The sequence below is a fragment of the Sphingomonas crusticola genome, from assembly GCF_003391115.1.
GTDB lineage: Bacteria > Pseudomonadota > Alphaproteobacteria > Sphingomonadales > Sphingomonadaceae > Sphingomonas_I > Sphingomonas_I crusticola.
On record NZ_QTJP01000001.1, the window covers coordinates 1,964,742 to 1,978,106 of the forward strand.

Below are 13,365 nucleotides of genomic sequence, written 5' to 3' on the forward strand. Positions count from 1 at the left end.
CTAGCGTTCAGGAGATAAGAATCCCCGCCAGCGCCGCCGACATCAGGTTGGCGAGGCTGCCGGCCAGCAACGCTTTGAGCCCGAGCCGGGCGATCATCGGCCGCTGATTGGGCGCGAGCCCGCCGGTTACCGCCATCTGGATCGCGATCGAACTGAAATTGGCAAATCCGCACAGGGCGAAGGTCACCACCGCCTGGCTGTGCGCGCTCAGCGTCGAGGCGATCTTGCCGAGATGGATGTAGGCGACGAATTCGTTGAGCACGATCTTCTCGCCGAACAGGCCGCCTGCGGCGCCGGCCTGATCCCACGGCACGCTGATCAGGTACATCACCGGCGCGAACACATAGCCCAGCATATGCTGGAAGGTCAGATCGGCGATCCCGAACCAGTGGCCCACGCCCGACAAGATACCGTTGGCGAGCGCGACCAGCCCGACGAAGGCGAACACCATCGCGCCGACCATCACCGCCAGCCGTACGCCGAGCTGCGCGCCCTGGGCGGCCGCCATGATGACGTTGGCGGGCTTTTCGTCCTCGTCCGCATGGCTGGTGTCGACCATCTCGTTGATCGGCAGATCGAGATCGGCCGGATCGTCCGGCATCATCATCTTCGCCATCAGGATCGCGCCCGGCGCGGACATGAAGCTGGCGGCGAGCAGATATTCGATCCGGATCCCCATCGACGCATAAGCGGCGAGGATCGTGCCGGCGACGCCGGCCATGCCGCTCGTCATCACCTGGAACAGCTGGGAGGGGCGCAAGCCGGCGAGATAGGGACGGATCACGAGCGGCGATTCCGACTGGCCGACGAAGATGTTGGCGGCGGCGCACAGGCTTTCGACCTTGCTGATGCCGACGACCGCTTCGATCGCGCCGCCGAGCCAGCGCACGATCCGCTGCATCACGCCGAGATGATAGAGGATCGACACCAGGCTGGCGAAGAAGATGATCACCGGCAGTGCCTGCAGCGCGAAATTCTGCCCGAGCGGCGAGGCGGCGAACGGCCCGAACAGGAACGCCGTGCCCTCGCCCGCATAACCGAGCAGCGCACTCACGCCGCCGGCCATGCCGGCGATCACCCGCTGGCCGGCGGGCACGTACAGCACCAGCACGGCGATCCCGACCTGTAACGCAAACGCCGCGCCGACCACGCGCAACTGGATCCAGCGGCGGTTCGACGACAAGGCGAACGCCACCGCCAGGATCAGGACGATGCCCGCCAGGCTGAGCAGATGACCGGTCATGCGCGCTACTTTCCCCTCAAGCCGACGCGTGACGATACACGCTCGGATCGCTGAGGCCAGCTCAGACCAACGATCGTCAAGCGGGATTGTATTTCGCGAGGAACGCCTCGACGTGAGACAGGAAGTCCGCCTGGTTCTTGGCGTCGGTCAGGCCATGGCCCTCGCCTTTGTAGAAAAGGCCTTCGACCGTCGCGTTTCGCCTCTGCAGCGCCTTTACCAGCTGGTGGGATTGGTTGGCCGGAACATTGTTGTCCGCCTCTCCGTGCGCGATCAGCAGCGGGATAGTGATGGCGGTCTGCTGCTGAAGCGGGGAGAAAGCGTCCAGGTCGCGTTTCTCTTCGCCCTCGACCTTCTTCGCCCAGGCGGCGGCGTAGCGCGGGGCGTAGAATAGAGAACGGTCATGACGGAGCTGTGCACGTATGTCGCTGACTCCGGCCAGGCTGATTGCGCACCGGTAATGAGCGGCGTCGCGCGCCGCGCCCCATTCCGCGGCATAGCCGCCATAGGATATGCCCACGATACACACGCGCTTGGGATCGATCGTGCCCTCCCGCGCGAGAGCGGCAATTCCGTCGAGCAAATCGTCCTGCATTGCCGCGCCCCACTGGCCATAACCCTTTTCGACGAAGGATCGGCCAAAGCCGGTCGACCCGCGGAATTGCGGCTGCAGCACGGCATACCCGCGGCTGGCGAGGAACTGGACATAGGGGTCATAGCCCCAGCGATCGCGCGCGAACGGTCCGCCGTGCGGCATAACGATAAGGGGCAACGCCTTGGTTGCTTTACCAACCGGTAGTGTGAGGTAGCCGGGGATCTCAAGCCCATCGCGCGCTTTGAAATCGAATGCCCTAACCGGGGAAAGGTGGAGCGTCTCGCGATTGTCGAACGCGGGCAGCAGACCCTTCATGATACGCGCCTTGCGATCGAACAGATAAGACATGCCTGCGCTGTCCGGCCCCATCGTCTCGACGACGACAAGGTTTCCGTCCTGGCTGCGGCTGGTCATGGTATTGACGGTGTTGGGGAAGATCCGATCGATCTGCGCTTGAAGCCTGCCCTGTTCCGCATCGAGCCATTTTACGCGGGGGCGGTCATCCTCATAGGCGATACCGGACACGGTATAGCCGCCTGCATCTATCACCAAGCGGTCGACGTCGACCTTGGGATGCTCGAACAGGGCTTTGCCGAACGTGTCGTGCTCCAGATCATATTCGTAAACGGAAAAGCGCCCGGTCTGACGATTGCTGATGGCAAGCTTGGTATTGCCGGGGCCGTCAAAACGGATCGTTTCGAGCATGTCATCGCCGCCGTCATCCGCTTTGCCTTTTGGCGGCGGCGGTGGCGTCGACCGCCGCAGCGGTTCATCGGCCTTTGTGCGGTAGAAGATGGCAGGGTGCTTCCCATCGCGCCCAATCCCCGCCCGGACAACGCCATTAGCGTCCGCAAACCAGGCCAGTATCGGCGATTGACTGGCCTGCACCGTGGTGACCAGCCCGGACGCCAAGTCGACGCGAAGGACTTCGGGCCACTCCTTCGAGTTGCGGGTCGCGCTCAACAGGACGCTCGAGCCGTCCGGCGCTGTCCAGATCACGGCACCCGCGCGATAGGGCGCTTTTTTTGGCAACAAGGTGTCAACCTTCGCGGAGGTGACATCGACGGTGACCGGGACCGGAAACGGGATGAGAAACGGTCCGAACGGCACGAACGCTGCCCACGACGTGAGCAACCGGCCATTGCCGAGCCAGCTCATCGGGGAAGAGCCGACGCCTTTGATCAGCTTTTGGCACCCTGCGTCGAGGTCAGCGGCGCTCAATACGCATAAGGTGGTACCCCCGTCGAAACGCCCTACCAGCGTCCGGCCGTCCGGTGAGATCATCGGGCCGGAAAATGTCGCCTTCTTGAGGAAGGCTTCCGGTGGCGGAGCGGCTGCGGCATCAGCCGCATGAGCGGCGGTTCCAGGAAAAGCAGAGAGGGTGGAAACCGCAGCGATGTATTTCGCTAACACCCTGATCGTGCGATTCCGTCGCGGCATCCAAGTCCCCCCAAGGGAAATTGGCTCAGGCGCGCAACGATAGCAAGCGGGGCGGATGCGCTGACGCGCACCCGCCTGCCGATCAGCCGCCGTGCGCCGCGAGCGCCGCCAGCAGCAGCAAGGCGACGATGTTGGTGATCTTGATCATCGGGTTGACCGCCGGGCCGGCCGTGTCCTTGTAGGGATCGCCCACCGTGTCGCCGGTCACCGCCGCCTGGTGCGCGGGCGAGCCCTTGCCGCCATAGGCGCCGACTTCGATCACCTTCTTGGCATTGTCCCACGCGCCGCCGCCCGAAGTCATCGAGATGGCGACGAACAGGCCCGAGATGATCACACCCATCAGCAACGCACCGAGTGCGGCGAAGCCATTGCCCTGGCCAGCTACCGCGGTGACCGCGAAATAGACCGCGATCGGCGCCAGCACCGGCAGCAGCGACGGGACGATCATCTCCCTGATCGCGCCGGCCGTGACGAGGCTGACCGTGCGGGCATAGTTAGGCCGCACGCTGCGATCGGCGATGCCGGGATTCTCCTTGAACTGCGCGCGGATGTCCTGCGCCACCGCCTGCGCAGTGCGGCCGACCGCCGTCATTGCCATGCCGCCGAAGAGATAAGGCAGCAGCGCGCCGAGCAGTAGCCCGACCACGACATAGGGATTGGACAGCGAGAAGTTGACGGCAACATTGCCGAAGAATTGCGACAGATCCTCGGTATAGGTCGCGAACAGCACCAAAGCGGCGAGGCCGGCCGAGCCGATCGCATAGCCCTTGGTTACCGCCTTGGTGGTGTTGCCGACCGCGTCGAGCGCGTCGGTGCGCTCGCGCACCTCACCCTCAAGCCCGGCCATTTCGGCGATGCCGCCGGCATTGTCGGTGACGGGGCCGTAGGCGTCGAGCGCGACCACCATGCCGGCGAGCGCGAGCATCGCGGTGGCGGCAAAGGCGATGCCGATCAGGCCGGCGAGCTGGTAGCTGGCGATGATGCCGACCACGATCACCAACGTCGGCATGGCCGTCGATTCCATCGACACGGCCAAACCCTGGATGACGTTGGTGCCGTGGCCCGAATCCGATGCCTTGGCGATCGACTGGACCGGGCGATAATTGGTGCCGGTATAATATTCGGTGATCCATACGATCAGGCCGGTGACGCCGAGCCCGACTAGCATGCACCAGAACAGGTCCATGCCGGTGAAGGCGGTATGCGCCGCGACGGCAGGCGCGGTGTCGAGGCTGGTCGCCTCGGCCGCGCTGCCGATGACGGCATTCATGTCCGGGAAGATCAGGTGGGTCGCCCACCACAAGGCCGGGATCGACAGGACGGCGGTGACGATGAACCCCTTGTAGAGCGCGCCCATGATCGAACCGCCGCCGAGACGGACGAAGAAGGTGCCGATGATCGAGGTCAAAATGCAGACGCCGCCTGCGAGCAGCGGCAGCGTCATCAGCTTGGCGGCGTCGGCGCCGGCGACGAGCAAGGCCACCAGCACCATCGTCGCGCCGAGCGTGACGACATAGGTTTCGAACAGATCGGCGGCCATGCCGGCGCAGTCGCCGACATTGTCGCCGACATTGTCCGCGATCACACCCGGGTTGCGATCGTCATCCTCGTCGAAGCCGAGCTCGTTCTTGCCGACCATGTCGGCGCCGACGTCGGCCGCCTTGGTGAAGATGCCGCCGCCAAGGCGCGCGAAGATCGAGATGAGCGAGGCGCCGAAGGACAAGGCCACCAGCGCATTGATCACCGGCCGGCTGGTCGGCGTGAGGCCGCTATGGACGAGTGCGAAGAAATAGCCGGCGATCGCCAGCAGCGCCAGGCCGGCGACGAGCATGCCGGTCACCGCGCCCGAGCGGAACGCCATGGTCAGGCCGCCCTGAAGCGAGTGACGCGCCGCCTCCGCGGTGCGGACATTGGCGCGCACCGAGATGTTCATGCCGATGAAGCCGGTCACGCCAGACAGGATCGCGCCGATCGCGAAGCCGACGGCCGGGATGAGACCGAGGAAGAAGAAGACGAGGATCGCGACCACGACACCGACAACAGCGATGGTGGTATATTGCTTGGCGAGATAGGCGCCGGCACCTTCCTGGATGGCGGCGGCGATGTCCTGCATCCGCTGATTGCCCGCCGGCGCGCGCAGCACCTGCATCGCGGTAATGATTCCGTAGAGCACAGCCAGCAGGCCAAAGAGAATGGCCAGTTCGACGATCAGCATCTTCCTAATTCCCCCAAAAGGTTTGGCGCCGCTTTATTGCGCGGCCGGGTTGAGGGAGGGCTTAGTGCGACTTGGCGTTATCGGCAAGCCAAGCGGAGAGGGTAATTGATGCAGTTGAGACGAGGCTGCGATTCTTCCCCGGCGGCCTCGGGCGACTATTAGATAGGGCCGGCTGATCGGGCGCCATGTTCATAGCCAAGTCGTCCCGGCGGCGGCACTTCGCCTTCGCGATCGGTCAGCAGCAGCCCACTGCCGGAGGCGAAGTTGCCGATCGCGGTGATCGGGGCAAATCCCGGCTGCCCCAGCGCCAGGCCGGGGGGTGCGGCGAACAGCAATTCATAATCGTCGCCGGCGGTAATCGCGGCGAGGCGCGCCGCCCGGTTCGAACCCTCCGCCACCGGGACAGCCGTGAGATTAATCTGGACGGCAAGCCCGCTTGCCTTGGCCATCCGCGTCGCATCGATCAGCAAACCGTCTGAAATATCCGCCATGGCATGGACCAGCGGCGCAAGGGCCCGTCCTTCGGCCAGGCGCGGCCAAGGGCGGCGATAGGCCTGCAGCCACTCCGCAGGCCCGGCGCGTGTCCCCCGCGCAATCGCCAGCCCCAGCCCGGCCAGGCCGATGCTGCCCGTGACATAAAGAATATCGCCTGGCTGCGCGCCCGCGCGCGACGGGGTGCCGCCCGGGCCCGCCTCGCCGATTGCGGTGAGGCCGTATGCGCGTGGCGCGCCGTCGGGCATAAGAATGGTGTCACCGCCGAGCAGCGGTACGTCGAACCTGTCCAGCGCTTCACGCAGTCCTTCGACGAAGGCGGCGTCATATTCGTCGCTGCCCAGCGCATAGCCGAGCAGGATCCCGATCGGCCGCGCGCCCTTCGCCGCGAGGTCCGACAGGTTCACCGCCACCAGCTTCCACGCGACATCCTGCGGCGGATCGTCCGGCAAATAATGGACGCCCTCGACCAGCATGTCGTGGGTCAGCACCAGGCTAGCACCGCCGATGCTGAGCAGCGCCGCGTCGTCGGCAAGACCACGTGCCGCGGGGTCCCGCGCTAAAGGCTTCAGCCGATTGATGAAATCATTCTCGCGCGACACGGACAAATCATAGCGGCGACGCATCGGCCCGGCCACTCATGCGTTCAGGCGTGGGAACAGGGAGTTAAACGGATGGCGAGCACCGCGAGCATGGCGGCGCCGGTAGAGGACCCGCACGGCCGCGAGGCGGAGAGCCCATTGGGATTCCCGCGCCATGCCTGGCGGGAAGTGCTTGGGCGGGTCTGGATCAAAACCGGCGACGACAATATCAGCCTGATGGCCGCAGGGGTGGCATTCTACGCCTTCCTCGCCTTCGTCCCCTTGCTCGCCGCGTTGGTGATGACCTACGGCTTGATCGCCGATCCTTCGACGATCGCCGATCACATGCGCGCGATCATCCGGCTCGTGCCGAAGGATGCGGCCAAGCTGATCCTCGACCAGATCGTCAGCCTGGTGACCGCGTCCACCGGCAAGAAGGGGCTCGGCCTGCTCGTCGCATTGCTCGTTTCGATCTATGGCGCGACCCGCGCGAGCGGGGCGATCATCATGGCGCTGAACGTGGTTTACGAACAGCATGAGCGCCGTTCGCTGCTGCGCACGACCTTGATTTCATTCGTGATGATCATCGCCGCGATCGCGGTGGCGATCGTCGGCCTGCTGGCGGCGTCGGTGCTGGCGCTGCTCGGCAAATGGGCGAACCGGCTGGGCGAGGTGACCACGATCACGATCGGCGCGGCGACCTGGCTCATCGCGGCAGGGCTGGCCTGCGTCGCGATCGGCGCGGCCTATCGCTATGCGCCGGATCGTCACGACGCCCGCTGGCGCTGGATTTCGGTCGGTTCGGTCCTCGCCACTTTTTTGTGGTTGCTGGCGACGTTGGGCTTCGGAGCCTATGCCGCGACGATCGGCAATTATAACGCAACCTATGGCTCGCTCGGCGCGGTCGTGGTGCTGCTGATGTGGCTCTATGTCTCGGCCTACGCCATCCTGCTCGGCGCCTCGGTCAACGCCGAGACCGAGCGCCAGGTCGAAAGCGATACCACCACCGGCAAGGCCAAGCCGCTCGGCAAGCGTGGCGCCACCGTCGCCGACCAGGTGGCGCCGCCAAGCTAGCGGCTTGGCGATATCTCCTTCGCGGCTTTTTGAGTGCGTCCCCTTGGCGTCCACGCTACCGCGTCGCATCGATTGGGGAAGGAGTTTGAATGGCCGGGGGACTGGTAGCCCTGCTGGACGACGTGGCGGCGATCGCCAAGCTGGCGGCGGCGTCGCTGGACGACGTCGCGGGCGCCGCCGGGCGCGCGGGCACCAAGGCGGCCGGCGTGGTGATCGACGATACCGCGGTCACGCCGCGTTACGTCACCGGACTGTCGCCGGATCGCGAGCTGCCGATCATCGCCAAGATCGCGGTCGGATCGCTGCGCAACAAATTGCTGTTCCTGTTGCCCGCGGCGCTGGCGCTGAGCGCCTGGCTGCCATGGGCGATCACGCCGCTGCTCATGATCGGCGGTGCCTATCTCTGCTTCGAAGGCACGGAAAAGGTGATCGAGGCGATCACCGGGGTGCACCATGCCGAGGAGGTGGTGGAGATCACCGATCCCAAGGCGCTCGAGGATCGTCAGGTCGGCGGGGCGGTGCGCACGGACTTCATCCTGTCCGCCGAAATCATGGCGATCGCATTGGCGCAGCTGCCCGGCATGTCGATCCTCTCGCAGGCGATCGTGCTCGCGCTGGTCGGAATTGCGATCACCGTCGGCGTCTATGGCGTGGTGGCGCTGATCGTGAAGATGGACGATGTCGGTCTCCATTTGGCCCAGCGAAAGGCGCATGCGGTGCGCGCGGCGGGGCGCGGATTGGTGGCGGCGATGCCGGTCCTGCTGCGCGCGCTGGCGGGGATCGGCACGGCGGCGATGATCTGGGTCGGCGGCGGTATCCTCGTCCATGGGCTGGAGGTGCTCGGCTGGGGCGCGATCGCGCATTGGCTGCATGGTGCGGCAAAGGCGGTCGAGCATGTCGTGCCCATTGGCGGCGCGATCGCGGCCTGGGTGACGACGGCGCTCGGCTCCGCCATCGTCGGCCTGATCGTGGGCGGCGCGATCGTGGCCCTGCTGCATCTGGTGCCGCGCAAGCATTGACGGGCGGCGCAATCAGAAGGTGCGGATCACCGCCAGGAATGCATCGCCATAGGTCTCAAGTTTGCGCGCGCCGACGCCACTGACCTGGCCGAGCGCGTGCAGGCTTTGCGGCTTTGCCGCGACCATCTCGCGCAAGGTCGCGTCGTGGAAGATGACGTAGGGCGGCACACCCTGGCCCTTGGCGAGTTCGCGGCGCAGGTCGCGCAGAGCGTCGAACAGCGGATCGGCCGGGCCGCTGTCGCGGTCGCGGCGGCGTCCGGCGCGTTTGGGCGGCAACACGATCGCGACCTTCTCCTCGCCCTTGAGGATCGGCTTTGCGGCGGGACCGAATGACAGCCCGCCAAAATCGTCGGCGCGCAGCGCGTCGCGGGCGAGCAAGGCACGCGCGACCGGCTTGATCAGCTTGACCTCCTCCTCGTCGGCGATGCCGAATACCGAAAGGCGGTGATGGCCCTGGCCGAGCACCTTGTCGGTCTCCTTGCCCGACAAAACGTCGGTCAGATGCGTGACGCCGAACCGCATTTCGGTGCGGAACGCGGCCGACAGCAATTTGCGTGCGACTTCGGTCGCATCGACCGACGAGGGCGGGTTGAGACAATTGTCGCAATTGCCGCAGGTCTCGGGCGGATGTTCGCCGAAATGGCGCAGCAGGATCGCGCGGCGGCAGCCGGTCGCCTCGACCAGGCCGGCCAGCGCATTGAGACGCTGGCGTTCGCCGCCGCGCCGAACATCCTCGACCTCGGTCTCGATGCGGCGGCGGGCGCGGGCAAAATCCTCCGCCCCCCAGAATAATTGCGCGACCGCCGGATCGCCGTCGCGGCCGGCGCGGCCGGTCTCCTGATAATAAGCCTCGATCGATTTCGGGATGCCGGCATGCGCGACGAAACGTACGTCGGGCTTGTCGATGCCCATGCCGAACGCGATCGTCGCCACCATCACCATGTCTTCCGACGAGACGAAGGCGCGCGCATTGGCCTGGCGTTGCGCGGGCTCGAGCCCGGCATGGTAGGCGCGCGTCGGCCTGCCGGACGCGGCGAGCGCGGCGGCGAGCTTCTCGGTTTCGGCGCGGCTCTGCGCGTAGATGATGCCCGGGCCGGGCGTCTCGGCGATGAAGGCGGCGAGCTGTCGCGCCAGTCCATCGCGCGGGCTGACCGCATAGCGGATGTTGGGCCGGTCGAAGCCGGCGAGGATCAAGCCCTCGTCCGGTATGCCGAGCTGGGCGAGGATGTCGGCGCGGGTATGCTTGTCGGCCGTGGCGGTGAGCGCCAGCCGCGGCACGTCGCGATGCGCATCCAACAAGCTGTGCAGCTGGCGATAATCGGGCCGGAAGTCATGGCCCCATTCCGATACGCAATGCGCCTCGTCGATCGCGATCAGCGCCAGCTGCGTGCGATCGAGCAGGCGGCGGAAGCCATCGGTGTTGGCACGCTCCGGCGCCGCATAGAGCAGGTCGAGCTCGCCATCGCGCAGACGCCGCATGGTTTCATCGCGGTCCGCATCCGCCGAGGTCAGCGCGGCCGCGCGGATCCCGGCTGCCTCCGCCGCGCGCACCTGATCGTGCATCAGCGCGATCAGCGGCGAGATGACCAGTCCGGTCCCTGGCCGGCACAGGCTCGGTATCTGATAGGTCAGCGACTTGCCTGCCCCGGTCGGCATCACCGCCAGCGTATTTTGCCCGGCCATGACACGATCGATCACCTCGGCCTGGCGGCCGCGGAAATCATGGTAACCGAACGTGTCGTGCAGCGCTTCCTGGGGGGTCATGGTCGGCATGACGCTTGTACGGACCCTCGCCGGAAGTCCACGGCGTTGCGGCAGTTTTGCCGGGTCGTGGATCATTCGGCCGCTTCGCGACTTGGAGCCGGACATTCTGGAGCATCGATCTTGCCCGACCTGTTATTGCATCCCCATGCGCTGGACCAGGCAGCCCGCACCGTCCGCGCCATCGTCGAAACGCCCGCGGGCAGCCGCGCCAAATATGATTATGATGCCGAAAGCGGCCTGTTCGCGTTGCACGGCGTGCTGCCGGCCGGGATGGCATTTCCGCTCGCTTTCGGTTTCGTCCCCAACACGCTCGCCGAGGACGGAGACCCGGTCGATATCCTGATCCTGGCCGACGAGGCCCTGCCGGTCGGCTGCCTGGCGGTCGTCACCTTGCTGGGCGTGATCGAAGCGGTGCAGACCGAGCGTGACGGCAGGACCAATCGCAACGACCGGCTGATCGCGCGCATCACCGCATCGCGCATGTATGCGGATGTCCACGACCTGGATTGCCTGGGCGAGGCGATGGTGCGCGAGCTGACCCGCTTCTTCGAGACCTATAACGATCTCAAGGGCAAGAATTTCGAGGTGAAGGCGGTAAGCGATCCCGCCCGCGCCTGTGCTCTCATCGCGCAGGCAAGCCGCTGAGGCGGAAGTGGGCACGCTGCACGCGCGTCATCAAATCGCAACGCGGATCGGTTAGCGGCGGACTGTGCAGCAGGGGAGCCGCGCCATGTTCAGAATGATCTTCGCGATCGTCGTCGGCGTCATGGACAAGACGCCGAAGCGGGAAGGCCGTAGCCTCGTTCGATAGACCTATCAGCTATTAGGCCGGCCCGGGCCGTCGGCTCGCCTCTCGGGACGAACCGACGGCGCAGTGCGGCACGCGCTGTTCAGCGAACCTCGGTGTAGAAATATTCGTGCTGGCTGTCGCGGATCAGGAGGGTGCGCAGACCGTCCTTGGTCCCGACCAGGGCATCCGCCCCGATCGATCCCGGGCCGGCCGAAACGACCGAAACGCTGCCGTCGGGGTTCTTGCGGGTCGCGACCGGGCCTTCGATGAAGCCCGCCTTCATCCACTTGGCGCCGTTGCGCTCACGGAATGTGATCTGCGAGCCCTCGGGGCTGCGGTAGGTGGACGCCAGCGCAGCCAGGACCGCGGGATCGCCCGGGTAGGTCAGGCGCGCGCGCCGTGCCTTGACCTGCACCTTGGACCGGGCGGCGGCGGCGGCGATATCGTCCGCCGCCTCCGGCTTGCCGTCATAGACCACCTCCAGCAGCCGCCGCAGGAACGGCCCGAGCATCGCAGCGCCGGGGTCGGCATTGGTCAGCAGCACGGCACCGATGCCGGCATCGGGGAGCACGTAGAAATTGCTGTGATAGCCGAGCAGGGTGCCGCCATGGGTGACGACCGGAATGCCCCAGGCATCGCGGGCGAACAGCCCCATGCCGTAGCGGGTGTCGCGATCGACCGCGACGCCGGGCTTGCGCCGCTCGAGCAGATTCGCCTCGCTCACGATCCTTTTGCCCTCCGGCGACAGCCCCTTGGACAATTCGAGCTGCGCGTAGCGCGCCATGTCTGCCGTCGACGACCAGGCGCCGCCGGCCGGGCGATAGGGATAGGGCGCAAGATTGAAATAGTTCGACATGAGGGTCATGCGCCCATCGATGTCGAGCCCGTGCGGGCGCGCCCAATCGCCGCTTTCGCCCTTTTTGTAATCGAAAGTCGAATCGCGCATGCCGAGCGGATCGAAGATGCGGGTCTGCATCGCCTTGTCATAGGCGGCGCCGAGTTCGAGCTTGGGATAGGCCAGGTGCCCGCCGACATAGCCGGCCGCGGCTGCCATGAGGTTGTTATACTGGAATAACTGGCCGAACTTGCTGGTTGGCACGGTCTGCGCGAGCTCGGTGAAGGTGCTGCTGGCTGGTGCCCCTTCATTGGCCAGGATGAAGGCATAATCCTTGCGCGGCAGGCCGGTGCAGGCGCACACCAGATGGCGCACGAGCGTGGCCCGTGTCGTCTCGTCGCCCCCCAGCCGGAACGAAGGATAAAGATCGATCACGCGCTGGTCCCAGCGTAGCTTGCCCTCGTCGGCGAGCACCGAAAGCAGCAAGGTCGACATGCCCTTGGTGTTGGATGCGACCATGAACTTGGTATGCGCGGTCACCGGCTCGGGCGAGCCGAGCGCACGCACGCCGATGCCGCCCTGCCAGACAACCTTACCCTGATCGATCAGGGCGAGTCCGACGCCGGGCACCTCGAGTGCACGCGCCGACGCGGCGACGAAGTCGCGCAGCGCCTGGATCCGTTCGGGGGTCAGGCGGTGTGCGGTCCGACCCGCGAAGCTCTCGCGCTCATAGCCTGCCGGGCGCAGGCCTTGGGCGATGACCGAGCTGGCGGCGGATCGCTTGTTCAGGGTCGCCTCGGAGCCTTCCTGAAGCAGGACCGTCCATAGCTCGCCGTTGCGCAAGGCCACTGCCGACACCGAGACATGCTCCGCGGGTGAGGTCAGATAGACCAAATTGACCTTTTCGTCCCATCCCTCGCCACGCGCCCCGGCCGCGGCGAGCTGAATCGGGCGGACCATCGCGGGGCGATACCGGGCCCACGCCTGCGCCGCCGCCGCCTGCGCATCGCTCGCCTTGCCGACCTCGACGACGGCGATCTTCAGATCCCCTTCGGGTGCGGTGAACAACGTGATCGGCCCATCGCTCGATTTCGCCCACTCCGCCGGCTGGACATAGCTCAGTCCCGCCGCGCTCTTGCCCGGCGTGTCCGCCGGCGCCTGCGCCATGACGGCCACGGACAAGCTGGTCAGTCCCAATGCCAGCACGGCTTTCATGGCGATCTTTTTCATCTGTTCCTCCGCTGTCGGCTACGCACCGTCATCCCCTGACTGTAAGCTATTGCGCTCCGATCCTCATCGGAAAATAAGCACTCCAATCGG

General features: G+C 66.0%; 9 protein-coding genes. 3 read left to right on the plus strand and 6 right to left on the minus strand.

Annotated elements, in window-relative coordinates; genetic code table 11:
- Nucleotides 1–7: 7 nt before the first annotated feature.
- From DX905_RS09290 to thiL, 4 genes are all read right to left on the minus strand, one after another.
- A complete protein-coding gene (locus tag DX905_RS09290) occupies nucleotides 8–1,243 on the minus strand; it encodes a NupC/NupG family nucleoside CNT transporter (RefSeq protein WP_116091098.1) in 1,236 nt (411 codons plus the stop codon).
- A gap of 76 nt (nucleotides 1,244–1,319) precedes the next feature.
- Nucleotides 1,320–2,993 carry an alpha/beta hydrolase family protein gene (locus DX905_RS09295; protein WP_162875541.1) on the minus strand — a complete coding sequence of 558 codons (1,674 nt, stop codon included), beginning with the start codon at nucleotides 2,991–2,993 and terminating at the stop codon, nucleotides 1,320–1,322.
- 364 nt (nucleotides 2,994–3,357) lie between these two features.
- Nucleotides 3,358–5,490 (minus strand): sodium-translocating pyrophosphatase, encoded by a 2,133-nt coding sequence (locus DX905_RS09300; protein ID WP_116091100.1) that lies wholly within the window; start codon nucleotides 5,488–5,490, stop codon nucleotides 3,358–3,360.
- Nucleotides 5,491–5,648: 158 nt separating this feature from the next.
- Entirely contained in the window at nucleotides 5,649–6,584 is a 936-nt protein-coding gene (thiL, locus tag DX905_RS09305; protein WP_116092452.1) for a thiamine-phosphate kinase, read from the minus strand.
- A 72-nt stretch (nucleotides 6,585–6,656) separates the two neighbouring features.
- On the opposite strand from thiL, the gene DX905_RS09310 reads away from it, so the two are divergent.
- Complete coding sequence (locus DX905_RS09310; protein ID WP_116091101.1) at nucleotides 6,657–7,637, plus strand: YihY/virulence factor BrkB family protein; 981 nt, start codon at nucleotides 6,657–6,659, stop codon at nucleotides 7,635–7,637.
- An 89-nt stretch (nucleotides 7,638–7,726) separates the two neighbouring features.
- Nucleotides 7,727–8,656 (plus strand): DUF808 domain-containing protein, encoded by a 930-nt coding sequence (locus tag DX905_RS09315; protein WP_116091102.1) that lies wholly within the window; start codon nucleotides 7,727–7,729, stop codon nucleotides 8,654–8,656.
- A gap of 12 nt (nucleotides 8,657–8,668) precedes the next feature.
- Here DX905_RS09315 and recQ read toward each other — a convergent pair whose 3' ends face one another.
- Nucleotides 8,669–10,420: a DNA helicase RecQ gene (gene recQ / locus DX905_RS09320; RefSeq protein ID WP_420822152.1), complete on the minus strand. Its 1,752-nt coding sequence runs from the start codon at nucleotides 10,418–10,420 to the stop codon at nucleotides 8,669–8,671.
- Nucleotides 10,421–10,540: 120 nt separating this feature from the next.
- On the opposite strand from recQ, the gene DX905_RS16045 reads away from it, so the two are divergent.
- Entirely contained in the window at nucleotides 10,541–11,065 is a 525-nt protein-coding gene (locus DX905_RS16045) for an inorganic diphosphatase (RefSeq protein ID WP_162875542.1), read from the plus strand.
- A 245-nt stretch (nucleotides 11,066–11,310) separates the two neighbouring features.
- Here the strand turns inward: DX905_RS16045 and DX905_RS09330 are convergent, their stop codons facing one another.
- Nucleotides 11,311–13,275, minus strand: coding sequence for a serine hydrolase domain-containing protein (locus DX905_RS09330; RefSeq protein WP_116091105.1), 1,965 nt, complete (start codon nucleotides 13,273–13,275; stop codon nucleotides 11,311–11,313).
- Nucleotides 13,276–13,365: the final 90 nt, after the last annotated feature.